The sequence below is a fragment of the Bradyrhizobium niftali genome (assembly GCF_004571025.1).
In the GTDB taxonomy this organism is placed as follows: domain Bacteria; phylum Pseudomonadota; class Alphaproteobacteria; order Rhizobiales; family Xanthobacteraceae; genus Bradyrhizobium; species Bradyrhizobium niftali.
This window is the reverse complement of record NZ_SPQT01000054.1, coordinates 1-26,049: the sequence shown is the minus strand read 5'-3', so window position 1 is coordinate 26,049 and position 26,049 is coordinate 1. Positions and strand designations below refer to the sequence as shown.

The 26,049-nt window shown below is 62.5% G+C and carries 20 protein-coding genes, 1 tRNA gene and 1 pseudogene; 8 read left to right on the top strand and 14 right to left on the bottom strand.

Annotated features, from left to right (window positions below; all coding sequences use genetic code 11):
* Together E4K65_RS44210 and E4K65_RS44205 are read left to right on the top strand one after the other, a co-directional pair.
* The coding region (locus tag E4K65_RS44210) for a transposase (protein ID WP_167771651.1) at nucleotides 1-188 on the top strand (188 nt) is incomplete at its 5' end.
* 203 nt (nucleotides 189-391) lie between these two features.
* Nucleotides 392-1,210 (top strand): alpha/beta fold hydrolase, encoded by an 819-nt coding sequence (locus tag E4K65_RS44205; RefSeq protein ID WP_235886011.1) that lies wholly within the window; start codon nucleotides 392-394, stop codon nucleotides 1,208-1,210.
* A 289-nt stretch (nucleotides 1,211-1,499) separates the two neighbouring features.
* On the opposite strand, the pseudogene E4K65_RS44200 reads toward E4K65_RS44205, so the two are convergent.
* Nucleotides 1,500-3,981 (bottom strand): annotated as a pseudogene (locus E4K65_RS44200) (arylsulfatase).
* A gap of 292 nt (nucleotides 3,982-4,273) precedes the next feature.
* Nucleotides 4,274-4,696 carry a hypothetical protein gene (locus tag E4K65_RS44195; protein WP_135179434.1) on the bottom strand — a complete coding sequence of 141 codons (423 nt, stop codon included), beginning with the start codon at nucleotides 4,694-4,696 and terminating at the stop codon, nucleotides 4,274-4,276.
* A 183-nt stretch (nucleotides 4,697-4,879) separates the two neighbouring features.
* Between E4K65_RS44195 and E4K65_RS44190 the strand changes: the two genes are divergently transcribed.
* From E4K65_RS44190 to E4K65_RS44180, 3 genes are all read left to right on the top strand, one after another.
* Complete coding sequence (locus tag E4K65_RS44190) at nucleotides 4,880-5,089, top strand: hypothetical protein (RefSeq protein ID WP_135179433.1); 210 nt, start codon at nucleotides 4,880-4,882, stop codon at nucleotides 5,087-5,089.
* A 115-nt stretch (nucleotides 5,090-5,204) separates the two neighbouring features.
* Nucleotides 5,205-5,582 carry a hypothetical protein gene (locus tag E4K65_RS44185; RefSeq protein ID WP_135179432.1) on the top strand — a complete coding sequence of 126 codons (378 nt, stop codon included), beginning with the start codon at nucleotides 5,205-5,207 and terminating at the stop codon, nucleotides 5,580-5,582.
* A gap of 398 nt (nucleotides 5,583-5,980) precedes the next feature.
* Nucleotides 5,981-6,691 carry a dienelactone hydrolase family protein gene (locus E4K65_RS44180; RefSeq protein ID WP_235886010.1) on the top strand — a complete coding sequence of 237 codons (711 nt, stop codon included), beginning with the start codon at nucleotides 5,981-5,983 and terminating at the stop codon, nucleotides 6,689-6,691.
* Nucleotides 6,692-8,362: 1,671 nt separating this feature from the next.
* On the opposite strand, the gene E4K65_RS44175 is transcribed toward E4K65_RS44180, so the two are convergent.
* Together E4K65_RS44175 and E4K65_RS50135 are read right to left on the bottom strand one after the other, a co-directional pair.
* Nucleotides 8,363-8,542, bottom strand: coding sequence for a hypothetical protein (locus E4K65_RS44175; protein ID WP_135179430.1), 180 nt, complete (start codon nucleotides 8,540-8,542; stop codon nucleotides 8,363-8,365).
* Between the two features lie 262 nt (nucleotides 8,543-8,804).
* Entirely contained in the window at nucleotides 8,805-8,948 is a 144-nt protein-coding gene (locus E4K65_RS50135; RefSeq protein ID WP_430649059.1) for a hypothetical protein, read from the bottom strand.
* A gap of 811 nt (nucleotides 8,949-9,759) precedes the next feature.
* On the opposite strand from E4K65_RS50135, the gene E4K65_RS49885 reads away from it, so the two are divergent.
* A complete protein-coding gene (locus E4K65_RS49885) occupies nucleotides 9,760-10,311 on the top strand; it encodes a hypothetical protein (RefSeq protein ID WP_167771650.1) in 552 nt (183 codons plus the stop codon).
* 630 nt (nucleotides 10,312-10,941) lie between these two features.
* On the opposite strand, the gene E4K65_RS44160 is transcribed toward E4K65_RS49885, so the two are convergent.
* From E4K65_RS44160 to E4K65_RS44145, 4 genes are all read right to left on the bottom strand, one after another.
* A tRNA-Ser gene (locus E4K65_RS44160) sits at nucleotides 10,942-11,031 on the bottom strand.
* 322 nt (nucleotides 11,032-11,353) lie between these two features.
* A complete protein-coding gene (locus E4K65_RS44155) occupies nucleotides 11,354-11,677 on the bottom strand; it encodes a hypothetical protein (protein ID WP_167771649.1) in 324 nt (107 codons plus the stop codon).
* 222 nt (nucleotides 11,678-11,899) lie between these two features.
* The gene (gene ilvD, locus E4K65_RS44150; protein WP_135179427.1) at nucleotides 11,900-13,750 is read right to left on the bottom strand and encodes a dihydroxy-acid dehydratase; all 1,851 of its coding nucleotides are present in this window, start codon (nucleotides 13,748-13,750) and stop codon (nucleotides 11,900-11,902) included.
* A gap of 201 nt (nucleotides 13,751-13,951) precedes the next feature.
* Entirely contained in the window at nucleotides 13,952-14,821 is an 870-nt protein-coding gene (locus E4K65_RS44145; RefSeq protein ID WP_135179426.1) for a VOC family protein, read from the bottom strand.
* Between the two features lie 892 nt (nucleotides 14,822-15,713).
* Between E4K65_RS44145 and E4K65_RS44140 the strand changes: the two genes are divergently transcribed.
* Together E4K65_RS44140 and E4K65_RS44135 are read left to right on the top strand one after the other, a co-directional pair.
* Entirely contained in the window at nucleotides 15,714-17,960 is a 2,247-nt protein-coding gene (locus E4K65_RS44140; protein ID WP_135179425.1) for a TOMM precursor leader peptide-binding protein, read from the top strand.
* Between the two features lie 95 nt (nucleotides 17,961-18,055).
* Nucleotides 18,056-19,447 (top strand): SagB/ThcOx family dehydrogenase, encoded by a 1,392-nt coding sequence (locus E4K65_RS44135; protein ID WP_167771652.1) that lies wholly within the window; start codon nucleotides 18,056-18,058, stop codon nucleotides 19,445-19,447.
* A 47-nt stretch (nucleotides 19,448-19,494) separates the two neighbouring features.
* Here the strand turns inward: E4K65_RS44135 and E4K65_RS44130 are convergent, their stop codons facing one another.
* The 6 genes from E4K65_RS44130 to E4K65_RS44105 are packed head-to-tail and all read right to left on the bottom strand — an operon-like array spanning nucleotide 19,495 to nucleotide 25,738.
* On the bottom strand, nucleotides 19,495-20,355 hold the full coding sequence (locus E4K65_RS44130) for an ABC transporter permease (protein ID WP_135179423.1): 861 nt from the start codon (nucleotides 20,353-20,355) through the stop codon (nucleotides 19,495-19,497).
* A complete protein-coding gene (locus tag E4K65_RS44125) occupies nucleotides 20,352-21,281 on the bottom strand; it encodes an ABC transporter permease (RefSeq protein WP_167771648.1) in 930 nt (309 codons plus the stop codon). The genes E4K65_RS44130 and E4K65_RS44125 overlap by 4 nt, the downstream gene beginning before the upstream one ends.
* Nucleotides 21,281-22,273 carry an ABC transporter ATP-binding protein gene (locus E4K65_RS44120; RefSeq protein WP_135179421.1) on the bottom strand — a complete coding sequence of 331 codons (993 nt, stop codon included), beginning with the start codon at nucleotides 22,271-22,273 and terminating at the stop codon, nucleotides 21,281-21,283. The genes E4K65_RS44125 and E4K65_RS44120 overlap by 1 nt, the downstream gene beginning before the upstream one ends.
* Nucleotides 22,270-23,253 carry an ABC transporter ATP-binding protein gene (locus E4K65_RS44115; RefSeq protein WP_135179420.1) on the bottom strand — a complete coding sequence of 328 codons (984 nt, stop codon included), beginning with the start codon at nucleotides 23,251-23,253 and terminating at the stop codon, nucleotides 22,270-22,272. Before E4K65_RS44115 ends, E4K65_RS44120 begins: the two co-directional genes overlap by 4 nt.
* Nucleotide 23,254: 1 nt before the next feature.
* Nucleotides 23,255-24,892, bottom strand: a complete 1,638-nt coding sequence (locus tag E4K65_RS44110) for an ABC transporter substrate-binding protein (protein WP_135179419.1) — start codon at nucleotides 24,890-24,892, stop codon at nucleotides 23,255-23,257.
* A gap of 30 nt (nucleotides 24,893-24,922) precedes the next feature.
* Nucleotides 24,923-25,738: a sugar phosphate isomerase/epimerase family protein gene (locus E4K65_RS44105; protein WP_027542835.1), complete on the bottom strand. Its 816-nt coding sequence runs from the start codon at nucleotides 25,736-25,738 to the stop codon at nucleotides 24,923-24,925.
* Nucleotides 25,739-26,049: the final 311 nt, after the last annotated feature.

The window sequence follows — 26,049 nt, the reverse complement described above, 5'->3', positions numbered from 1 at the left end:
GTCAGCGCAAGAAGGTCGAGATGCAGTTTGCACACTTGAAGCGCATCCTGAGGCTTGGTCGGCTCCGGCTTCGTGGCCCACGGGGCGCCCAGGACGAGTTTGTTCTGGCTGCCATCGCTCAAAATCTGAGGCGCCTCGCGTCGTTCGTTGCGCGACCACCACCCGCTCATGCCACGTGCATTGCGTAGCGTAGGAGTTGCGTTGAGAGCGTCAGGGTCGGCGGATCAACGCCGGTCGGCCTTGCCGAATGGCTGAAAGACATCCGTCGGTACAGCCGACTTTTGCAACACAATCGGCCAATTACAGATCTTGGCCGCGAACCGATGCACGGATATCCTTCAGGTTGCAATCCGCTTCAGTCCCGATCTTCCTTAATAATAGGAAATTTGTCATGACAAATAGTGGAATTACCCGCCGTCGCATCCTTCGCAGTGCTGCAACCGGCGGTCTCGCGGCTGCAGCGGCTTCAGGGGCGGTCGGTGCCGCCCGCGCGCAATCGGGGCGAAAGACCTTTGTCTTTGTCAGCGGGGCTTTTTGCGGTGGCTGGATATGGCGCCGGGTCACTGACCGGCTCGAACAGGGCGGCCATAAAGTGTTCGCTCCGTCACTCACGGGTTTAGCCGAGCGCTCGCATTTGCTGAGCAAGGACGTCAATCTGGACACCCACATCGCCGACGTCGTCAACCTGATCAAATGGGAAAGTCTCGAGAACGTCTGCCTTGTGGCGTGGTCCTATGCAGGTTTTGTAGGCTCGGGCGCACTCGAAAGCATCGGCGATCGCATCTCGTCGGCTGTATGGCTTGATGCCTTTATTCCGGCCGACGGACAAAGGGTGGCGGACTACGCAGCCGAGCCGGTCCGCAAAGGCATACAAATGGCCATTGACAAGGGCGAAGCGGGCGTTCGCGGATCGGCGCATTATCCGGCCAGTGTTGTTGCCGAACGCGATCGGGCGTTCGCTGAGTCTAAAGTTACTCCACATCCAGTCGGCACCTATCTCCAGCAGATCAAGGTTTCCGGCGCGCTCCAAAAGGTGGCGAAGAAGACATACATCCGCCTCCCAAAATTTCCGCAGCCACCCTTTGATAAGGCCCTAGCAGACTGCAAGAGCGACAAGTCTTGGGCCACATTCGAACTGCCGGACGTCGGGCACATGGCCATGCTCGATGCACCAGACCGCGTGAGCGAGTTGATGCTGCAAGCCGCGTGAGATCGACCTCCCCATAACCTAAGGTGCAGACATCACGCCGGAGTACGTTATGTCCGCCGTGGGTCAAAAGCTGCGGTGGGCCCTAAGCTGAACCGACGCCCGGGTTGCCGTTGAGAGCGGACATGGGACAGGCTCGAGCGAGCTTCGGCTAAGGGCCACAGGCGGACCCACGCTCAACGACCACGCAGGGTTTTTGCTTCCGGCAATAAGCAACGGAAGCGGGAAGCCGTCCGTCTCGATGGCCAGCCGAGGGCAGTGCTGCCCCCGGCCGGTGCGCAACCATGCCAGGCTACTTCGCGTCCTGCACGGCGCGATTTGCATCGGCCAGCTTCTTCTCGTCCTCCGCCGTCAACTTCGGTGGCTCTACGGCGATGGTCACCTTGCTGATCTTGCCTGTGAACTTGAACGGGACTTGATAGTCGCGGTCATCAATCGGCGTACCGGTCTTGGAGCCGACGTCGAAGGTTTCGTCGACCGGCAAGATCAACGGCACGGTGCGTTCCATTTTCTGCGTCGCAACGACCTTGCCGTCTACAGTCAAGGCACCGGTGCCGCTACGGCCGATGCCGCTCATGTTGTTGAAGGCAAGCGTAGCGAAACCGAGACCGTCGTATTTGAAGTCGAACGCGAGTGTGCTTGCCGGGCGAAAGCGCTTGCTGGCCTTCCCAGCGGACGCGGCTGAGACCGAGCAGGTTCCAGGTGAGAACGGGCTTGCCCTTCAGAAGGTACAACCCATAGCCGCCGAACCGCCCGCCTTGAGCGACGATCGACCCGTCGCCGCCTCCTTGGGGCACCTCGATATCCGCGGTGACGGTGTAGGACGTGTTGAGGAGTTGCGGCGCCACCGGGCCTGGCAGACCGGTTATCGGCGTCGAGTAGGTAAACTCCTTCCGTCCCGCTGTTACCGAGGGACGCGCCGAAGCCAGCCGCGTCGCCGCCGACGCATCCAGCGGCAACACCTGGTATTTGGCGAACTCGCCGAACATCAGGTCCCTCATCTCCTGCACTTTGCGCGGATTGGCGGCTGCGACATCAGTAGTCTGCGACCAGTCCTTGCCCACTTCATACAGCTCGAACTTGAAGGCGCTGGCGGGGTCGTCGACCGCCTTGCCAGCCAGATCCCACGGCGCACGAATCGGAGCCGCACTCAGCATCCAGCCGTCGTTGTACAGACCCTGCACGCCCATCATCTCGAAGTACTGTGTCCGATGCCGCGTCGGGGCATCGGCGTTCGCCTTGTCAAAGGTGTAGGCAAGACTGACGCCCTCGATCGGCTTTTGCGCGATGCCGTCGACCATGACCGGTGCGGGAATGCCCGTAGCCTCCAGGATCGTCGGCACGACGTCGATCACATGGTGGAACTGCCAGCGAACGCCGCCCTTGTCGGCGATACGCGCGGGCCAGGAGATCGCCATGCCGTTGCGCGTGCCGCCGAAATATGACGGAATTTGCTTCGTCCACTTGAATGGCGTGTCAAACGCCCAGGCCCACGGAACCGCATAATGCGGATACGTTTCGTTACTGCCCCAGGCATCGAAGAACTTGAGATTTTCCGCCACCGTTGGATTGATGCCGTTAAACGGTACGAGTTCGGCGAACGTACCGTTCACCGTTCCTTCCGCGCTCGCACCATTGTCACCGCTGATGAAGATGATGAGCGTGTTATCAAGTTTGCCCAAATCCTGCACCTTCTGGACGACGCGGCCGATTTCGTGGTCGGTGTACATGAGATACGCGGCGTAAACATCGGCCTGACGGATAAACAGCTTCTTCTCGTCGGCCGACAGCACGTCCCACTTCTTCAGCAGATCGTCAGGCCAGTCAGTCAATTTCGTGTCCTGCGGGACCACGCCGAGTTTCTTCTGGTTTATGAGAATCTGATCGCGGAGCGCGTTGTAGCCCTGGTCGAACAGGTGCAGATCGGTGGCCTTCTTCACCCATTCCGGCGTCGGATGATGCGGCGCATGCGTGCCGCCCGGAACGTAGTACAGAAGGAACGGCATCGACGGATTGATCGAGTTCAATCTGTCCACCCAACTGATGGCCTCATCGGCCATGGCGGTGATCAGATTCCATTCTGGACGTCCCTCAAACGGCGCAATCAGCGTCGTGTTGCGGTACAGCATCGGCGTCCACTGACTGCTGTCACCCCCCATGAAGCCGTAGAAATATTCGAATCCCATTCCGGTCGGCCATTGATCGAACGGGCCGGCTTGGCTGGTCTGGTAGGTCGGCGTGTTGTGATCCTTGCCGAACCACGAGGTGCGGTAACCGTTCTCCAGCAGAATGCGGCCGATCGTGGCTGTGTCCTTCGGAAGGACGCTGTTGTAGCCGGGGAATCCGGTGGCCTGCTCCGAAATCACGCCAAAGCCCGCCGAGTGATGGTTGCGGCCGGTGATGAGGGCGGCGCGCGTCGGCGAGCACAACGCCGTGGTGTGGAAATTCGGGTAGCGCAGCCCGTTTGCCGCGATCCGATCCAAGGTCGGTGTCGGAATGACCCCGCCGAAGGTCGAAGGGGCGCTGAAACCGACGTCGTCGGTCATGATCAAGAGGATGTTCGGAGCGTCCTTCGGCGGCACCACACGCGCTGGCCAGGCCGGCTTCGACTGCAGGGCGTTCAGGTTGATCTCGCCCTGGAACGGCGCGGACGGCGGCGGCAGATAGCGGCCATCGATCGTGGTCGTGGCGCTAGGCGAGCCGGGCGTCCCGGTGGTTTGCTGCTGGGCGAAGGCCCCCACCGCCGTCGAGCACAACAACACGGCCGCCAACATCGCGAACGTACCGATCTGAAAGCTTGGCTTGGTCTTCATGATCTGGTCCTTCCACTGCCGCTCGTCAGCTATCGCGACCGATGACGCTGAGGCACAGATGGGAGGAGCGCACAGCTCTGCGTTGATCTAAATCAATGCACTTCCGCTACGGGTCACAAGCTGCCCTTGGCAGGCTGCTTCACCTTGGTCGGCTCATCTCCGGGCAGCAGACATTGCGGCTCTGCGGGCGAAGGTCGGCAACGGGCCAAAAGGCGACATCGCTCCAATCAAGCGGCGATACTTGTCAGGCTCCTTAGCGGCCGTAGGGGAAGCAGCGGTTGCGATCGAGTGTGAGACCGAAATGCGCTCCCAGTGCAGCGATGGCCGCGTCCTGCTGAGGATAAGGATCGGCATTGGATGCGGCAACGATGATGATCCGGAACCCGCCGCGATCCTTGCCACCCGGTGGCAGCATCGCTGTAGTTAGTGCATTGCCCTCCCTGTCGCGCAGCGTGAGGAAAAGCGGCATCTCTCGCTGTACATGGGCCTCGAGGCCGATGTCGCGCTCGATCGCGTTGGGCCGCTCGGGACGCCAGGACTGGACTGCCTTCTCCCGCTCGCGGCGGAAATATTTCTCAACTGTGTGGTCCATCAGGCGCGACTCATGCATCGCTTCACCTTCCGTCTCGATACGGAACCAGGTCTTGCCCTTCGGCGCGTCGCAAACATACTGCATTTCGCCCGTCCTGCGATCGCCGCAATTCTAGGGCGGCGGGCCTGCAAAGCCAATATGAGACTAGCTCCCGTGTATAGCGCTGCACGATCAGAGGGGCTAAGAGTTCTTGATTGGACGTTGAAGTTCTAGCGAGCCCAAACAATACTAGGTCGACCGGAATAATCCTCTTCAAGGAGCGTCCCGATGCCTGATGTAAGGGAAAAGCAACGCGAAGCCCGCCGGAAGATCATTCGCCAATGGGCGAAGCTTCCGAAGGATAAACGGCAGTCTGTGCAGGGGATTTCTGAATTCGCCAGGACCGCCGCTCAGCAGAACGAGGACGCATTCGTCCGCAGTCGTCGCGATCCGTATCAGAAGATCATGGGATGGCTATTGCCGCGTGCTCATCTCTGAACGACTGAGTCCTCTGCACATCCTTCGAAGTCGACACCGAAATTTCGGCAAAGTCATCGAATGTCCTGCCTTGTCCGAATCCCCGGCAGGGCCGTCACAAAGCGACGAGACAACTGTGAAGCTGAAAGCAACCATCATCGTCGCAGCGCTGCTAGCTGCAACGGCTGCACATGCCGAGACGATCGATCTGAAATGCTGGGCGCGGGGCCTTACGGGTACCGAGCGCAACTCGGTCTACATAAACGGGGAACAGGTCACCGTTAATCTGGACGAGGGGACGATGCACTCTCGGACATTCGGAAGCAATTTGGCCGTCCACGTCACGGATACGCACTTGTTCTTTGAGACGGCGCTTACACTCGGCAACATTTGGCAACATCTGTTCGACCCGACCGCTGTCTGGCAAGGTTTCATCAACCGCGTCGACGGCACGTTTAAGGCGCATAAACGCGACGGTACTTTCGTCAGCGGGCACTGCCAGCTGGTCGGCTGAACCTGCCCATGTCGCAGATGGGTCAAAAGCTGCGGTAGGCCCTAAGCTGAACCGACGCCCGGTTTGCCCCTGAGAGCCGACATGGGACGGCCTCGAGCGAGCTTCGGCTAAGGCCAAAAACGGACTTCGCGGTACCAAGCTTAACAATAGCTCAAGCGACGCATGTCCAGTCCTGAATTTGCGCTTTGGATGGACTGACATAACTCTGCTACGTTGACCCTGTTACGAAGACGGGGCGAGGTAAAATGGGCACACGAGCCGGAGCATGTCTTCGTTTAGCAGTATTGGTTACGTGCGTTTGCACGAACGCCGTCACGATGGCACAAGAGTTGGTCAGGTTCGACAGTGCTCCAGTCCGCCTTGGCCAGCTCCAGCAGCGCTTGGCGCGCGAGCGTGGCGTGGCCCCGAAGGCGGCGGATACGATCGAGGGCTACCTCGCGAAACCTGAGGGCAACGGCCCATTCGCAGCCATTGTGTATCTCCATGGATGCGATGGACATGCGAAAGATGACCGAAAGTCCATCACTCAATTCGTGACCGGTTTGGGGTATGTGTCACTTGCAGTCGATAGCTTTGCGACCCGTGGCATCAAGGACGCCTGCACCGAACCGATGCCTGCCTTGATGCTTGCCCGCCAAGGTGATGCCTTAGGCGCTCTATCCTATCTTTCCAAACTTCCTTTTGTCGATCCTCAACGTATCGCTGTCCTTGGAGGATCGATGGGTGCAATGGTTGCGCTGCAATTAGCGTCGACCCACAACGTGGAAACATTCGACGCTCCTCGGGATCTAAAGTTCAAGGCCGCGGTGGCCTATTATCCCCTGTGCAGCGTTGCTTCTGAGGAACTCATCGTTCCCACATTAATCCTGATCGGCGAACTCGACGACTGGACGCCTGCGAGGAACTGCGAACTTTGGATGAAGAGACGGGCCGACAGGGGTGCACCCGTCAAGCTGGTCGTCTATCCCGGTGCCTATCACGCCTTCAGCGTCCCGGCTTTCGCCGACGGCAGGGAAATGCACGGGCACTGGCTCAAGTACGATGCGGAAGCGGCCAGGAAGGCAGTCGAGGAGATGCAGAGTTTCCTCTCTGCTCAACTTTCCCGTTGAGTGACAGCGAAGCGAACGCCCCCATTCGCGGCTTGGAGCAGCTTCCGCTACGGGTCAAACCGAGAAGAACTCACGTTCAGCAAAACGGGTCCGCTCTTGCCCTGAATGCGGACAAGCATTTCCGTCCAGCAAGGACTTGCGAGCGCAAGAGCGACGCGGCGTCAGATAGATCAGAGCAGTCCCAGCCTCTTCCATACAATTGTCTCCTCGGCCTCCTCCATGAGGAGCCTAAGCTGCCTCGACGGCGGCTTTCGAGGTCCTCTGCATAGCGCTGCCACTCCTCCAAATTGTCCCAAGGCGATGGCGGATCGATCAAACCAGCAAACATAGCGTCCACATTGTATTTGCTCCAATCCTGCCGCTTCATGCCGGCATCGGTCGCCATGTAAGCTTTTACAGCGAGTCTGCGGAAGACCCGAGCAATCGCGTGTAGCTGGGCAGTTCTCTTCAGATCCGTTTGATCCAGCGCCAGCTCGCTCAATTGGTCCGCCATTCTGAAATGCTGTTCAGGTTTGAACCGCATTGGAGATGCCCCCATGCGCCTGATCCGCCTTTTGCTCACGCGCTACCGATTGTGGTTCGAACGGTGGCGGCTGCGCTGGTCTCAAAAAATAAGCCGCCGAGCTCAAATACATTGTCCCGGCGGCTTTGGGTTTGGTTTAGTCCAGCCCCGAGAGGGAACTAACAAAATCCCGGATACTCAAACCTTGCGCACAGACCGTGCCAAGTCGCCAGCGCTATTCTGTATTATGGAGGGATTGCCGGGGCGGCAACAGTTGAGCCACGGTTCGGCGGAATACGAATTAATTAGACTCGCGCACATTGGAAGCGTCTAGTTCCAACATCACCGTTCAGCCTTCGGCCTCCATCGGTGACTGTGAGTTCTGTGGCGCTCACGCCTGATCCAGCGTGAGAATCATGCCAAAAAGCCCCCGCCTCCCAGCTGCCCGAAGTGCCGCAAGCCGATGCGATTCTTGCTCCATAAGACCGGCGGCCGGAAGTTTCAGTGCCTCGATTGCGGCGAGGAAGACCCGCTGAAGTCCCGAGGGGTGGCGAGGCTGCTCACCGGCGAATTGAAGCCATTGGAAAGGCCGCCTTTTCGAAGGTGATCAATATTGATCAGACATACGCCGTCGGCGGTTGTCTAATATTATGCATGACAATGGCCGATCACTGGCGCGAGCTATTCCAAAGCGCAGATGCACGAGGCGCGTGCCCGAGCTGCGACGTGATGCCAAGGCTCGTTCGAGAGGTACTTGATCCCCGCACGGGTAAGACCATTCGGATGTTCGAATGCCAATGCGGGAAGCGGGGCTGGACTGAGTAGGATAGGCCCAAAATGCCAACAATCGAAGAATGCAAGACGTACGCGACAGAATACAAAACACTCGGAAATGATCGGGAAATTTCGGCCCGCCGAAGCACAGTGCTACTGGGTATTTCACGCAGTTGGACAGCGCTAGCGCACCAAATTGAGCACCTGACGGAAATCGACAAAGACGAAAAGAGTAAGGCCGCCTGAGTTGGCGGCCTCTTTACTGATCCCTCTTATTCCGGGACGTAATGTCTGTTCAGCGCCCGCATGATGCCGATCCGCGCGAACATCGTCGGGCCGCCGCGCTCGACCACGAGGAGCAAGCCTTCAATCGCCGCGCGCCACTCGGGCCGTGTTTAGGTCCGCTTCATGCTGTCCGCGATTGCTCGTTCAACTTCTGAGGCGAGAACCGTCAGGTGATCGGCCAGCCTCGTAAAAAGCTCTCGTTTCTTCGGGTCGGTCGCCAGGTCACGGATGAGGGCGCACTCGGCGGCATCTGTGCGGAGCTTTTCCAATTGAGCCTGCATGTCTTTCATGGCAGCTACTCCGTTCCCGTCCGGGACACTACTGCCAATGTTGGGAAACGAACAGAACGGCGCTCCGAGCTGTGTAAGCTCGGAGCTGCTTGAGCTTCCCCAAGGTCCAAGCACCCACGGCCCCGGCCTCAACGCCCACCACGAGACCCCACGGCCGGGGCCGTCTTTTAAGTGGGCTATCGATAGCCCAAGCCACCGAAAGGCGCTTTGGCGTTCCAGTCGAGTCCGGCCGAACGTCGGCACCGCGAGAGCCACAGCCCTGTCAGACAAATCGCGGCTCGAGATCCGATAGCCTTACTTTGTCAGGCCAATGGTCGGCGTCCAGAGCAACGTGATGGCCGCAATGGCAGTAGACCAGGATGCCACGCAAGCCCATCTCGCGCATCTCGCCGAAGGTGATCTTCATCGGTCGGCCGTCGGTGTGTGGCTGTGTGGCGCTTCCTCAGCCGGAATCTATCTCGCACGAGCACCAAATCGCGAGAGGTAATCTGGGGCGGCCGGATCATGGGCGCGAAAATCCATGCTCAGGGAGCGCGGGAGCGCGCCCAAGAGGCAGTGCGCGAGGCTGGCCGACGAATGTGAGCCCCCTGAGGATGCCGAGCCATCCCTTGGCAGCCCTGACCGTGCGATCGATCAGACTCGCTGGTGTGTCGGAAGCAAAGACGATTTGGAGCGGGACGAGTGCGACCGGGAGGACGACGACCCGGACGAGGAGAAGCAGCAACCGCTGGAGATGACCCCATGCGCCTGATCCGTCTGCTACTCGCCCGGCTCTGCTTCAAACTCAGCATCGGACCAGCGATTACCGGGCATAACATCAGCGGGCTTAGGACGGCTCCCGCGCCGCCCTTCCCGGCCTACCACTTCTGACGATTTAGGCCCGCCGGTTCACGCTGGCGGGCCACAATCGGCGTACAATTTTGGATTGTGCGACCAAGTTGTAGGTGCTACTTTTTCCCGGCCATGTGGAGCGAGATACTAGTTCGTATTGCCATTATCTGCGTAGGGCTCACACCTGTCGTGGCGCTAGCAGTGCTGACGTTCTGGAAGTGAGGCCGCCTCAGGTGGCGGTCAGTTTCAAGCTGGCGGGCCTACTCTTGGGCGCGATCACCCTGGACGGCGAGCAGCTCTCTGATCCTCGCCACCTTCTCTTTGGCGCTGCTCGGTCCCTCTATGGTCTTCCGGATGTCCTCGACCAGGCCCTCTAATCTCAGTCGATGCGCGCGGTCAGCTTCGCGGCGGCTGGCATCGGCAATCTCATCGAGAGCAACCATACGGCGAGTATTGCCTATTTTTCCCGATGCGTCAAAGCGCCGTCGGCGGTCCCTAGCCTGAACGGCTCTTCAAAGGCCGCCCCCAGCCTTTGCTCATGTCGTGCTTCGGTTCCCCCTGATGGCAAGCCGCGAATTGCCCCGATCGAAGTCAGGCCGGATATCTGCGCCGCGGCTGCCACAGCCCATACAGACGACCCGTGGCTCGAGATCGGAGAGCCGCGTCTCGTCAGTCCACCGGTCGGCGTCGAGAGCAACATGATGGCCGCAGTGGCAATAGACCAATACCCCGCGCACGCCCATTTCGCGCATCTCGCCAAATGTGATTTTCATCTGCCGGCCGTCGGCGTGCGTAGGCGTGTGGCGCTTAGTTCGAGGCATACCACCATCGAAACGCGACGCGGGCGAGAGTCAAATTGTCGATTACTGGTGGCTCCGAAAGTGCGTAAGCTACAGCCCGTCGTGTATCAGGCGGTCGGCTTTTTCATGGATTTGTGAACTGCTTCACAACGTGCGGGCGTCGGCTTTTTCTATGTTCCCTCGGCCTACGCAGTCGCGATCGACAGGGGATGTTCATGAAGCTTATTCTTTCAATCCTCATGATTTTTCCGGCGAGCGCTTTCGCTAACGATTGTCCCGGATTCTTAAACTACGTGAAGGCCAATTCGCAGCTAAAACGGTACAATAACAGTCAGATTCAGTGCTTTATGAGTAAGCCGCCCAAGCAGCACACCGCACTATTCACTTTATCATCCGGCAACGTGACCGTCTCTTGCACCGTCTCGGGATCTTATCCCTACCGACAATTGTCCTGCTCTGACGGCGGCCAAAGCTTCGGAAGGTCGCTCCAAAACTAAGCCCTCGGTCAAGCACCGACGCGAAGCTTGCCGCAAATTGTCGATTCCTAGCGGTTTGTAAGACAGAGCTACTGCCGGTCGTGGGTCCCAAGGATCGCCACAGCACCCAGGCCGATCATTGCTAGCAGCAGCACGATGACGATCGCGCCCACAAGCCCCAGCACCGCACCAATCATCGGGCCGCCCCCTCTGACAGGGCGCGACGGATTGTACGTTCGTTTGTACGTTCGGCTGGAAGCTTGGGACTAAGTAGTTTATTTTGTTGATGTTTTGGCGGAAGGGGTGGGATTCGAACCCACGGTACCCTTGCGGGCACGCCGGTTTTCAAGACCGGTGCCTTAAACCACTCGGCCACCCTTCCAAACCCGGAATTGCTGTCGCTTAACGTAGTCGACGGCGCATGGCAACGCGAAGTTGGGCCCGTTGAAGCAAGCCTGCCCCCTCGCCTGGCCGGTCTGTCAGGCGAGCGTCAGCCTGGTCCTCTAACGTGGCAACAGGCTCGGCCGCCGACAGCGTGCCCTGCCCTCAGCAATCCCGGACACTGGCGACATCTCCCAGGGCGTCGCTGGTTGCGAGGCCCGGTTGGAGTCGTCTCCATCTCCGGGCCTCGTTTGCTGGTACCCAAAAGAAAACGCGGCGCCCCATGGGAGCGCCGCGCGAAGTTCGTTGATTGTTGCGCTGGCTCAGTAGCCGCAGGACGCGCAGCCCATCTGCACCGGGGCGTAATAGGAATAGCCCGGCGAGACCATCTCGACGCGTTGGCGCGTGGCGTATTGCGGCGGGATGCGTTCGTATTGGACGCTGGGCGGGGCGACCATCACGGTCTGCGGCACCATCACGGTGCGGTACTGCGCCGGCGTGCGATGCGCGACCACGGAGCCCGGCGAAACCATCACGGTCTCATCGACGGTGCGGTATTGCGGCTGCACATATTGCTGCTGATAGCAGGTCGTGCACGGCGGCGGCGTGTAGCAATTGTAGCAGCCGGCGGAGGCTGCGCCCGTCATCGAAATCGCGGCGACGACTGTTGAGAAAACGACAGCAAGAGTACGAGACATTATTGCGGTGCCCCAGTTGCCCGAAATGGATTTGCGAAGGTCGCAAGCAGTATACGCCGCAAGATCCAGGGCTGCCGAACTTCGTGGAGGCATCCTTAATGCGAACGGCCGGCTTTCGCCGGCCGTTCAGGACTCATTGACCATGCACGCGAGGCGCGAACGGTGGAGCGCTCAGTTCGAGCGCCGCTTCACCTCGCGCACTGCACCGCGCGCGGCGCTGGTGGTGAGCGCAGCATAGGCCTGGAGCGCGGTGGAGACATTGCGTTTGCGGCCCGTCGCCTGCCAAGCGGCATCGCCCTTCGCCTCTTCCGCTGCACGGCGGCTTGCGAGTTCCTCGTCGGAGACCTCCAGCGTGATGCTGCGGTTCGGAATGTCGATCGCGATACGGTCGCCGGTCCGCACCAGGCCGATGTTGCCGCCTTCGGCGGCTTCCGGCGACAGATGGCCGATCGACAGGCCGGACGAGCCGCCCGAGAAGCGTCCGTCGGTGACGAGCGCGCAGGCTTTGCCGAGGCCCATCGATTTCAGATAGCTGGTCGGATACAGCATTTCCTGCATGCCGGGGCCGCCACGCGGGCCTTCGTAAATGATGACCACGACCTCACCGGCGACGACCTTGCCGCCCAGGATGCCGTCGACGGCCGCGTCCTGGCTCTCGAACACGCGCGCCGGGCCGGTGAATTTCAGGATCGAGGCATCGACGCCGGCGGTCTTCACGATGCAGCCGTCCTGCGCGAGATTGCCGTAGAGCACGGCGAGACCGCCATCCTTGCTGAAGGCGTGCTCGAGATCGCGCACGACGCCCTTCTCGCGATCGGCATCGAGCTCGTCGTAGCGACGCTCCTGGCTGAAGGCGACTTGCGTCGGGATGCCGCCGGGCGAAGCGCGGAAGAAGGTGCGCACCGCATCGCTCTTGGTGCGCCTGATGTCCCAGCGCTCCAGCGCGTCGGCCATCGTCGGCGCATGCACGGTCGAGACCGACGTGTCGATCAGGCCGGCGCGATCGAGCTCGCCCAGAATGCCCATGATGCCGCCGGCGCGGTGCACGTCCTCGACATGCACGTCGGCGACCGACGGTGCGACCTTGCACAGCACGGGCACGCGCCGCGACAGCCGGTCGATATCCTGCATGGTGAACGCGACCTGCCCTTCATGGGCGGCGGCGAGCAGATGCAGCACCGTGTTGGTCGAACCGCCCATCGCGATGTCGAGCGTCATCGCGTTTTCGAACGCCTTGAAGTTGGCGACGTTGCGCGGCAGCACCGAGGCATCGTCCTGCTCGTAGTAGCGGCGGACGAGATCGACGATGGTGTGGCCGGCCTCAACGAACAGGCGCTTGCGATCGGCGTGGGTCGCGACCACCGAGCCGTTGCCGGGCAGCGCGAGGCCGAGCGCCTCGGTCAGGCAATTCATCGAATTGGCCGTGAACATGCCCGAGCAGGAGCCGCAGGTCGGGCACGCCGAGCGCTCGATCACCTTGACGTCCTCGTCGCTGACCTTGGAGTCGGCCGCGGCGACCATGGCGTCGATGAGGTCGACGGCCTTGGTCTTGCCCTGGAGCTTGACCTTGCCGGCCTCCATCGGCCCGCCCGAGACGAACACGGCGGGGATGTTGAGCCGCAGCGCCGCCATCAGCATGCCGGGCGTGATCTTGTCGCAATTGGAGATGCAGACGAGGCCATCGGCGCAATGGGCGTTGGCCATGTACTCGACGCTGTCGGCGATCAGCTCGCGCGACGGCAGGCTGTAGAGCATGCCGTCATGGCCCATGGCGATGCCGTCGTCGACCGCGATGGTGTTGAATTCCTTGGCGACGCCACCGGCCTGCTCGATCTCGCGGGCGACGAGCTGGCCGAGGTCCTTCAGATGGACGTGGCCGGGCACGAACTGGGTGAAGGAGTTGACGACCGCGATGATCGGCTTGCCAAAGTCAGCATCCTTCATGCCCGTCGCGCGCCAGAGGCCGCGGGCACCCGCCATGTTGCGGCCGTGGGTGGTGGTGCGGGAGCGATAGGCTGGCATGGCGGTTTCCGTCCTCGGTTTGGCTGGCCGGGGGCGGGAAATATGGAAGCCGCCTCAGGCCTTTCCGGCCGGATAGCGCACGGGGTGGGCTGGTGCAACGGGAACTTGGCTTGGACAGGGCCGGATCGGCCTTTCGCAGGCCTCCCCTGCTCCCGGCGCGGGCGACTGCAAGGTCGCGTCAGCGCCGGACAGACGCTGTAGCTAGAGCTTCGGCTTGGGCAGCACAATTCTACCCTGGGAGGCAATGCCACCCCACTTGGCGGACCAGCCGATTTCCGAGGCCGAGGATGGCTCAATGCTTGTCTGACCTCGGGCGCCTTGCAATGCAAACAGTGCGCCCTGGGGATCGACACATCGTGCGATCCAGCAGCCATCGGGCAATTCGATCGGACCCTGGAGGATCCGGCCTCCGCCAGCATTCACATGTTTCGTGGCAGCACCGATGTCGTCGACATTGAAGTAATGCAGCCAGCTCGGCTGCGCTACGCTCGGAAGTTTCGTGAGCATTCCGCCGACAGTCTGCCCACCCGCCGAAAACAGTTGATACCAGGCCGCTGGTTCGCTTTGAGCGTCGGCCTTCTGCCAACCGAATAGTTCTCTGTAGAAATCGAAGATCACGGTCCGGTCGGCGGCCAGCAACTCATGCCAGCCTACGCGCCCCGGCTCGTCCAGCCGGCCCGGTTTCCGTCGGCCATATGCTGGTTCTTGGATCAGTCCGAACGTCGCCTCCTGCGGATCGGCAACGACTGCTATGCGGCCAATATTGGTGTCGGTCGGCGGCACAAGGATCGCACCTCCAAGACGCCTGATCTGCGCGGCGGTTGCGTCCAGGTCGTCGACGGCGACGTATCCCATCCATCTCGGCGTCGCCCCCAATCTCCGCCCCTCTTGCGGGATATCCATAAGTCCGCCCAGCGGAGCGCCGCCGCTACGAAGCACCATGTAAGGCAGTTCCGGGGTCGATTCATCCTTCACGCCCCAGCCGACGGCCTTGCGATAAAATGCGCCCGCCGCTGCGACATCCGTGGTCAGAAGTTCATACCAAGCGAAACGCCCTGATCGATCTGCCACGCCGATCTCCGTTCAAGATTCGATGCGCTTGCGGCACTGCACCAAGCTGCACGCGCACCAAAAGCGTGGATCGTTGATGCGTTGTCTCAACTGGCCATGCCCATTGGCCGTTCATGAAGATGAATACATCCTGAACGTCCGGCGCCGCGCTTTTGTGCGCGTAATCGTTGCTCGCGTTATTTCCTGGGCGTAGACTTACCGCGGCTGGGATGTTTCTTGCAATGCTCGGAGGTTCGACCATGCGGCAGGCGAGGAAGACTTCTCAAGGGAAGAAGCGAGCAACCAAAGTCGCCGTGCCGGCGTTAGGAGCCGCAGGGTTGACGTTCTCGCTGGCGGGAGGCGCATCGGCGTCCGCCGTGCCGGCACCCGACGCACAACAATTGCCGCCCTTTGGAACGGGTCAGGCAATCACGCTCGATGAAGAGGAAATGGCTGACGTCAGCCTAGCCACCTTCCATCTCTTCGACAAGGAAAACGCCGGCAGCCGCGTGCAGCTGGCATGGCGCGGATGCGGCGGCTGCCGCGGCTGCAGAGGCTGTCGGGCTTGCCGTAGTTGCCGATGTGGCGTCGGTTGCCGATGTGCAGGTTGTGCAGTTGGTGTGGTGGGATGCGCCGTATCATGCGCGGGTTGCTGCGCATCGTGGGGCCGCTGCCGCTGGTGCTAGGCCTCGGCGCGTTCCGAATGTCAAACTCACGGGTTGATAGGTCATTGGCCGGCCTCAAGAAAGGGTCCGGCCAATTGCTTGATTTCGCTTTGACGCTTGCATCGGCGGCTTGCGGGTGACAGCCCAATTCGTTTCAATTCTCTGGGAAAATGCCGGCGCGCGGGCGCGACGATCCGTCTTGCGCCGGGGATCCAGCGTAACGGCAACAGGATCAGCGTGCTGACTCAATGACTGCAACTCGCAAGACCCGCGTTGCGCGGCAGACCCGCCAAGACACTCTCCGATTTGCACCGAACTTCACCGCTTACGTATTGCCTCCCGATGCGGTTTGTCTCTATTCCGAGAACCGCAAATTCTTCCTGCACGGCGAACTCTACTGCGCCCTCGCCACCGCGATCGGGCAACACGGCAAGGCCAGGTCGGAGATCATTCGCCAGCTTTCGAAGCGCTTCCCGGCCGACAAGATCGAGGAAGCGATCAAGCGGCTCCTCGATCGCCGATATATCGTTGCACGGACCTCGAAAGTATTCGACGACGCCGTCGGCGGTTTCCTGGCAAGCCTCGGCATGCCCTTGGAGATCGCGGAACAAAATCTTCGCAATTGCTCCGTCCAGGTCGAGTCGATTGACGTCAAAGGCGCCAAGGAGCTGACCGCGGCGTTGAGCAAGCTCGGCGTTCAAATCGCCAAGCGAGCGCCGAAGATCACGATCACGCTGACGAACGACTATCTCGACCGGCGACTTGCTGAACTGAACCAGGAACGTGTGGCCGGCAAGACGCCCTGGTTGCTGGTACAGCCATCCGGCCCGTTTCCGCTGGTCGGGCCCGTGTTCAAACCGGGCGAGAGCGCCTGCTGGACCTGCCTGTTCGATCGCATGATCCGCAACCGGGAGATCAAGGGGTTTCTTGACCGGGGACCGGCGCGTGCGGTTGCCATATCGCCTCTCGTCAGGGAAAGCGTCGGCCAGACTGGAATCCATTTTGCGGCCGTCGAGATCGCCAAGGCAATTGCCTCGGATTTTCGCACCGATTTGTGCGATCACATCGCAAGCTTCGACCTGACCGGCGCCGCCATCGCCAAGCACTACGTGACGCGACGTCCGCAATGTCCGACCTGCGGCAACAGGAAGCTGAACAACCCGCGCCGATCTCCGGCCCTGGTCGAGATTGCCGAGGGCAAGAGGCTCGTCATGACCAGCGGTGGATATCGCACCGTGACGTCGCGGTCGACGGTGTCGCGCTTTCGCAAGCATGTGAGCCCACTGACAGGGGTGGTGACCAGGCTCGAACGAATCGACGTCGACCTGCCGATGAACACCAACTACTTCGCCCAGCACAATTTCTCCGCGCCGGCCCACAGCATCGACCAGCTCAGGTCCGGATTGAGCGGGGGCAGCTTTGGCAAGGGCTCGACCGCCGAGCAGGGCGAAGCCAGCGCGCTGATGGAATCGATCGAACGCTATTCGGGCATTTTCCAGGGCGATGAGATCAGGACGACGCGTCGATTTGCCGATTTCGCGCCTGGCGACGCGCTTCTTCCCAACGATATCCAGCTCTTCAGCGAAACGCAGTTCAAGAACAGGTTTCTCCAGCAACCGGACGATCCCCATCCGGTTCCCGAGCCGTTCGATCCCTCGACGAGGACCGATTGGTCGCCGGTCTCATCGTTGCGCGACAAACGCTTCAAATATCTGCCGACGGGCCTCCTGTACTTCTTCTATGGCGGCTTTCATACGGATTCCAACGGCTGCGCGGCCGGCAACACCCGCGACGAAGCAATTGTCCAGGGCTTCCTCGAACTGATCGAGCGCGATGCCTACGCGATCTGGTGGTACAACCGGGTGCAGCGCGCCAAGGTCGACCTTGAGCAGTTCGACGATTTCTATGTCCGGGATCTCCAAACTCAATTTGCAGAAGCCGGTCGCAAGCTGTGGGTGCTCGATATCACCACTGACCTCGGCATTCCGACTTACGTGGCGATCATGCACTGGATGCAGGATGGACACGAGAATATCGAGTTCGGCTCCGGCGCGCATTTCGACCGCCGTATAGCCCTGCTGCGCTCCCTCACCGAGCTGACCCAATTCATGTCCGTTAGCATGATGGGCGGTGCGAGCGGCGAGAAGCCGACCCTCGACGGTGTCACACCGTTGCGTCTGGAAGACTACCCGTTCCTGACACCGAGCGATTGCCCTATCGTCCCCCCAGCGCCGAGCCTCAAGCTTCACGACAATACGCGGGACCAGGTCATCGCCTGCGTCGAGATCGCAGCCCGTGCGGGCTACGATTTCCTCGTCCTCGACCAGACGCGACCCGACGTCGAGGTTCCGGTCGTCAGAGTGCTCGTTCCCGGCTTGCGTCATTTTTATCGCCGCTTCGCACCGGGCCGCCTTTACGATGTGCCGGTGAAGCTCGGATTGTTGGACCGGCCGCGACCGGAAAGTGATCTGACTTCATTCCTCCCACACACCTGAAGGGTTGCTCTTTCGTGCGCGCCCCCCGGAAAAAGCCGACCAGGAAGATCGCGCCAGACATTGCCGCCCGATTGAGCCATCACTTCTCCCTCCAGATGCAGCCGGACGGAAACATCGCCGCCTTTCTGGGCGACTATTCCGTCAACCTCGGACAATTCAGCGCGGCCGCGATGGACTGCGCGCGACATCTGAGCACCGGCCTTCCGCTCGCGTCCTTTGCAGGCAAGAGCGCCCTCGCGAGAGACGTCGACGCCCTGGTGCATCGCTTGGCCCGGCAGGGGCTTCTGGAATACCGCCTCTCCTCTTCGCGTAACACGCAGGACTTCGTGGTCATCGAGCCCCAAGTCCCCGAATACTGGCCGCGGCGCGCGAAGCTGGGCAGTCGTGACACCATTGTGCTATCGCGCTTTGCCTTTCTGCGCCGGCGCGGCAACGAGTTGGTGCTGGAATCGCCACGCGCCGGCGCGTTGTTCCGGATTGGCGATCCCGCCATCGCCGCCACCCTTGCTGCGCTGTCGCAGCCTCGGAAGATCGGCAAGCTCAACCGGAAGATAGCTTCCTCCACCCTCCATCTGCTCGAACTGTTGCTGGACAGCCAGATCCTGCTCAAGCTCGATGCCAAGGACGGACAAGGCCTGCGGGTGAACGAAGGCGACGGCAACCTCGTACTCTGGGATTTCCACGATCTGGTGTTTCACACGCGGAGTACGGAGGGTCGGCAAGCCAATCCGGTCGGCGCCGCCTTCACCTATGCCGGGGTCGTTCCGCCGCCGCCGGCGGTGCGTCCGCCCTGGGCCGGCAGCAAGATTGACCTGCGCAAATTCTCCTCCCCGGAGCCGAACTCTCTCTTCCCAAAGCTATTGCTCCCAAAGCTATTGCGCGAGCGCCATTCAACACGGGATTTCGACGACAAGAATCCGGTCACGCTCGGCGAACTCGCGCAGTTTCTCGACGCCACCGCGCGCGTCGTGTCCGAATGGAAGAGCGAGCCGTATTTCGAGGGCGGTTCCGGCGTCACCTACAGCACAAGGCCATACCCGTCGGCGGGCAGCGCGTACGAGCTGGAATTGTACCTTACCGTCGCGAACTGCGACGGGCTTGCGCGCGGACTCTACCACTACGATGCAGGGAGCCACGCGCTAGTCGCGATCAGCGCTTCCCCCCAACAACTCCAGGCGCATTTGACGGCTGCCCAGTTCGCCATGGACGCGCCGGGTCAGCCACAAATCCTCATCACGATCGCGGCGCGCTTTGGCCGAGTCTCCTGGAAATACAGCTCAATCGCGTATTCGTTGATCCTGAAGGATGTCGGCAGCCTGATTCAGACGCTTTACCTGGCGGCGACCGATATGGGCCTCGGCGGCTGCGCCATTGGCAGCACCAACATCGATCTGTTCGCGAAAATGACGGAGTTGGAATTCCATATCGAGGGCCCGGTCGGTCAATTCGCGCTCGGGCGCGGCAAAAAACCGGAGGTCCAAGGCTAGAAGCGGGTGTCCGACGGCAAATCGGCGCACGCCTCAAGCCAGTCGCCCTATTGCAGGGTCGGATCGAGCCGGTCGCGCAGCCAGTCGCCGATCACGGAGACCGCCAGCGTCGTAACCACGATGGTGGTCGCCGGCGCCAGCATGATCCAGGGCGCCCGGGTCAGATATTCGCGGCCATAGCCGACCATGTTGCCGAGGCTGGTCATCGGCGGCTGCACGCCGAGGCCGAGGAAGGACAGGCCCGATTCCATCAGGATCACCTCGGGGAACACCAGCGTGGTCGAGACGATCAGGGTTGAGGCGATGTTGGGCAGGATGTGCCGGAGGTAAACCCGGGATGGCGTCGCGCCGAGCTGGCGGACCGCGGCGGCGTAGCCTTGCGCATTGGCGGAGATCGCCAGTCCCCGCGCGATGCGGGCATAGCGCTCCCAGCCAAAAAATCCCATCAGGCCGATCAGCAGCGGCAGCGAATTGCCGAAGAAGGCGAGCACGGCGAGCGCCATGATCAGGAAGGGCATGCTGGCCTGGAAGTCGGACAGCATCAGCACGAGCTGCTCGACAGCCCCGCGGAAATGCGCGGCGAGGAAGCCGAGCGTGGTGCCAACGATCGCCGAGATCGCGGTCGCGCCGAACGCGATCAGGAGCGAGATGCGGATCGAGACGAGGAGGCGCGACAGCACGTCGCGGCCGAGCTCGTCGGTGCCGAGCCAATGCGCGACATTGCCGGGCGCCGAGAGGCGGTTGCGCAGGTCGAGCTGGGTGAAGCCATACGGCGCGATCTTCTCGGCGAGGGCCGCGATCACCAGCATCGCGACGATCCAGCCGACCGCAAGCGCAACAGACAACGGGATCGCCGGCAGGCCGATGCGGCGGCGGACAGCGGTGTCCTTCAGCGTCGCGTCGGTCATGCATGCGCTCCCCTGGCGCGCAGCCGCGGATCGAGGAAGCCGTAGAGGAAGTCGACGACCAGGTTGGACGTGACCATGGTCAGCGCGACCAGCAGCAGGATGCATTGCACGACGGCGAGGTCGCGGTTGGCGACGGCGACGACGAGCAGGCGCCCTACCCCCGGCCACGAAAATACGCTCTCGACCACGACGGCGCCCGCGATCAGCGTTCCCACCATGAAGCCGAGAATGGTCACCGTCGGGATCGCCGCGTTCGGCAGCGCATGCGAGGTCACCACCTTGCGCCACGGCACGCCCTTGGCGGACGCCGTGCGGATATAGGGCTGGCCCAGTACCTCCAGCATCGCGCTGCGGGTGAACCGCGCCAGCACCGCTGCGCCGCCGAGGCTCAGCGTCGCGATCGGCAGGATCGCGTGGCGCCAGCTGTCCTGTCCGCCCGAGGGCAGCCATCCCAGCTGCACGGCGAAGACGAGCACCAAGAGCAGCGCGAGCACGAAGCTCGGCACGGTGAAGCCGGCGACCGCCGTCATCATCACGGCACGGTCGATCGCAGAGCCGCGATGCAGCGCGGCGTAGATGCCGGCGGGAATGCCGAGCGCCACCTTGAAGACGAAGGCCGGCAGCGTCAGCGCCAGCGTCGCCGGAATTCGCTCCAGCACGAGCTCGATCGCGGGGCGGCCGTCGCGCATGGAGCGGCCGAGCTCGCCCTTGGCGATGGCGCTGAAGTAATCGAGATACTGGAACCAGATGGGATCATCGAGGCCCCAGGCTTTGCGGAAGGCCGCGATGACCTCCGGTGGCGCTTCCGGTCCCAGGATCATCAACGCAGGATCGCCTGATAGCCGCAGCACGACGAAGGCGAAGGTGACGACCAGGACGATCGTCAGGGCCGCGCGTCCGATCCGGATGGCGAAATAGCGTCCCATCAGGCGGCGTCCCGCGTTTCGACCTGCGGACCCGTCACCAGATGGCAGGCGACCTGCCTGTTGCCGCCCACGGCCGAGAGAACCGGCACTTCGCTCGCACAGCGCGCGATCGCGCGCGGGCAGCGCGGATGGAAGGCGCAGCCCCGGGGGCGCGCAGCCGGGTTCGGCGGATCGCCCGCCAGCACGATGCGGCCCGCGCTGCGGCGGCCCGGAGCCGGCGAGGCCGAGACCAGTGCCTGCGTATAGGGATGCTCCGGCCGCGCGAACAGATCGTCGGCGCTGCCGATCTCGACGATGCGGCCGAGATACATCACGGCGACGATATTGCTGATCTGCCTGACAACGCGCAGGTCGTGGCTGATGAAGAGCAGCGTGAGACCAAGCTGAGCCTGAAGATCGGTGAGCAAGTTCACCACCTGCGCCTGGATCGAGACGTCGAGCGCGCTGACCGGCTCGTCGCAGACGAGAAAATCAGGTTTTGTCGCCAGCGCCCGCGCCAGCACGATGCGCTGGCGTTGCCCGCCGGACAGTGCGCCCGGATAGCGCGCGCCATGCGCGGGCGTCAGCTCGACTGCCCGCAGCAACTCGCGGACCCGTTCCTCGCGTTCGGCGGGCTCACCTACCCCATGAATGTCCAGAGGCTCCCGGATCTGGGTGGCGACCGGCAGCCGCCGGTCCAGCGCACCCAGCGGGTCCTGGAAGATCATCTGCATGCGCGCGCGTTGTGCACGCCAGGCGGCCGCCCCGGGCGCGGCCATCGGCTTGCCGTCGAACCGCACCTCACCGCTATCGGGCGGCTCGAGGCCGAGCACGATGCGGCCCGTGGTGGATTTGCCCGAGCCGGACTCGCCGACGAGACCCAGCGTTTCGCCCTTGGGGATGGCCAGCGACACGCCGTCGACGGCATGGACGGCCGTGCTGCGGCCAAACATCCCGGAGCGCATGCTGTAGCTGCGCGAGATCGCGGCCACCTCGACGAGCGGAGCGCTCATTCGGCGGCGATCCCGAGCAGCGCGCGGCGCGAGGCCTCGGCGCGGATGCACGCGACCGCGCGGTCGTTCGCGATCGGCGCCAGGCTCGGCGCGGCGAGGCCACATGGCTCAGCCGCCAACGCACAGCGCGGCGCGAACGCGCAGCCATCGGGCATATTCGCGGGATCGGGCACAGTGCCGGGAATGGCGGTGAGACGCCGCCGCGGTCCGTCGAGCGGCGGCAGCGCGCCGATCAGGCCCTGCGCATAGGGATGCACGGGATCGGCGAAGAGCTGGTTGGCCGGCGCCTCCTCGATGATACGGCCGGCATACATCACCGCGACGCGGTCGCAATTCTCCGCGACGACGCCGAGGTCATGGCTGATCAGGACCATCGCCATGCTCATCTCGCGGCGGATCGACGAGAGCAGCTCCAGGATCTGGGCCTGAATGGTGGCGTCGAGCGCAGTGGTCGGCTCGTCCGCAATCAGCAAATCGGGATTTCCGGCAAGCGCCATCGCGATCATGATGCGCTGGACTTGCCCGCCGGAGAATTCGTGCGGATAGGCGGACAGCCGCCGGCCTGCGTCGGGAATGCCGACAATATCGAGCAGCCGCCGCGCTTCGGCTTTCACCGCTTCTCCGGAGAGATCGCGATGCAGCGCCAGCGCTTCGCAAAGCTGCTTGCGGATGGTCAGCACCGGGTTGAGCGCGCTGGCCGGATCCTGGAAGATCATGGCGACCCGCCCGCCCCGGACCCGATCGAGCTCCGCGGCGGGCGCGCCCAGGAGCTCGCGCCCGTCGAGCCGCACCGAGCCAGAGACCCGCGCATGCCGCGGCAGCAGACCGAGTGCGGCAAGCCAGGTCACCGACTTGCCGGAGCCGGATTCGCCGACGAGGCCGAGGGCCTCGCCCTTGCCCAGGGCGAGATCGACGCCACGCAGCACCGGCACGCCGTTGAAGGCGACGCTCAGGCCTTCAATGCTGACCAGCGGCGACACCTCAAACCTCGAAATTGCCGGCGCGGAAATCCATCGCGAAGGCGGGCGATGCCTTCCACTTGATCGATTTCGGCTTGGCCGTGAAGGTCGCATTCTGGTGCAGCACCGTGAAGGCGGGGTCCTCGCGCTCGGCGATCTCCAGCATGCGGCGGAACGCCTTCTTGCGCGCCGCGCGGTCGGTCGAGGTCTCCAGGAACTCCGAGAGCGTGTTCAGCTCGGCGTTGGTCCACTCGCCGATCTGCTGCTGTTGGCCGTTCGGCCCGTGCTGGGCGACCAGCGAGGAGACCGGATCGTTGAAGGCGGCCGAGTTCGACCAGTCGCGCACGGCGCGGGTGGGGGCACGTTCCATGATCTGCGACCAGTTCTCCTTGGTCTCGATCTGGACGTTGAGGCCGACCGACTTCCACATCTCGACCAGGACCTGCGCGGTCGCGACCTGGTTGGTGTAGTAGTTGTTGAGCAGGCGATACGGGATCAGATCGCCCTTGTAGTTGGCCTGCTTCAACAGGTCCTGCGCGAGCTTCGGATCATAGGCCGGCACGTTCCAGTCGGCGTTGAACATGTCGCCGTAAAATTCCCACTGCAGGCCTTTCGGCACGCGGGTGCGGCCGGCCCACAGGCTGTCGACGATGGCCTGGCGGTCGATCGCATGCGTGAAGGCTCGCCGCACCAGCGGATTGGCGAGCTGGGCGTGGTTCTTGTCGAACACGGTCAGGCGGTGATTGAGAATGGTGCCGCCCTGCACTTCGAACGCCGCGTTCTTCTCGATGCCGGCGATCTGGTCCGGCGGGATGTCGCAGGCGAACTGGTACTCGCCCGAGAGCAGCCCGTTGATGCGGCTCGCGACCTCGGGCACTTCGAGGAAGCGGATGCGCTTGAGCGGCGGACGGCCGCCCCAATATTCGTCGTGTGCTTCCAGCGTCAGCGAGACGTCGGGCTTGAGCTCGACGACCTTGTACGGCCCCGTCGTGATCGGCTTGCGCGCCCAATCGAGATAGCTCGCGGATTCCGCCCAGGCCCGGCGGTTTGCGATGTCGGAGCCGTAGCGCGACAGCCGGCCTTCGATGGTGACGTCAGGCGTCGCGTTGTAGAAGCGCACGGTGTACTTGTCGACCGCGTCGACGCGCACGAGGTCCGGCCAGATGCGGCGCGCGACCGCGGGCACATCGGGCGGCAGTTCCTTGCCCGGACGCGGCGTCGGAATCTTCTCGAAGGCCTGGATGGTGGAGCGGCTCTTGGCCTCGGTCTCGCCGAACATGCGCTCTCGGCTGAACGTGAAGACCACGTCCTCGGCCGTCAGCTCGTCGCCATTGTGGAATTTCACCCCCTGCCGCAGCTTCACCTCGACGGTCTGGTCGTCGATGCGACGCCACTCGGTCGCGAGGCCCGGCACGGCCTCCAGGCTGCCGCGCCAGTTCTTGGAGATCAGGCCCTCCCAGATCGAGGAGAAGAACACGCGCTCGCCGACATTGGACTGCTCGCGCAGCACGTCGAGCACGTTGGAGTTGGTCACCTTCTGCACGGCGATCGTCACCGACGGACGGTTGTCGGCCTGCCCGATCGCAAAGCGCGGCAGCAGAAGCGTGCCCGCGGCAGCGCCGCCAGACTTCAGGATGGTGCGACGGGTGAGTTTGTTCATGACGATAAGCCCTGCCCTTGATGAGGTCGGTTATTCAGCGAGACCAAGCGCGGCGAGATGGGCTGCGCCGGCGCGGACGTCGTCGTGGTTGCGGAGTTCGAGGATCAGCCGCGGGTTGGAGGTCAGCCGGCCCAGCGCGCGGAACACGGCGACCCACGGAATGTTGCCTTCGCCCGGCGCCCAGTGCCGGTCGGCGAAACCGTCGGTGTCCTGAAGATGCACATGCGTCAGCATGTCGCCTGCGGTCTCGACGTAGTAGTCGACCGGCGGCGCGCCGGTGGAGATGTGCGCGTAATTGGCATGGCCGGTGTCGAGCGAGACGCGGACCTTGTTGCTTTCGAGCGCCTTGGCGAGGCGCACGCGGTCGCGCGGATCCTTGTCCTCGATGTTCTCGATGACGATCTCGCAGCCGGTCGTCTCGGCCCGCGCGATCACCTCGGCAAGCGTCGCCCTGACCCGTTCGACCAGGTTGCCGCGATTGTCCGGATAGAGATCGAGATTGTTGTGGTCCCACGTCGTGAACGGCGAATGGATCACCATCTGCGTCGCACCGAGGAACTCTGCGGCCTCCAGCCCCTGGAGCAGACGCTTGGTCACCGCCTGGCGGATCATCGGATCGTGGCTGTCGATCTTGAAGCCCCAGAACGGTCCGTGAATGCCGAGACGGCCGGTGTGGCCCGCGAGCATCTGCTTGATGTCGCCGGCGGTCGCGCGCCAGTCGCTATCGAGGAGATCGGCGCGGAAGAAATCCTGGATTTCGAGATCGCGCTGTCGTTCCAGAAGCCAGTCGCGATGCGCGGGGATCGATTTAATGGATAATGCGGCGCCCAGTACCGGCTTCGACATGGCTTGCTCCTTGGCCGTCAGCAATGACGGGAGCAGCGCTAGACCAGTTCAATGACAGGCCAGTGAAATCGAGGTTCCGCAGCACCGAGAGATGTGGACATCCTGCGCATCGCCAGCATCGTTCTTGTGCACCATGCCGTCGGCTTAGGCGCCCGCAGCTTCGCGCAGAACGAAGCCCGCGCGTGTCCGTAGTGATCCGGAATGGAATCCTATTTCGATCTCACGTACATCGCGAGACATCGATCGGCGGCCACTTCCAAGGGCATCACCCTCTGATCGCGCACCACGGGGTTGGGGGACCACATGGGGCG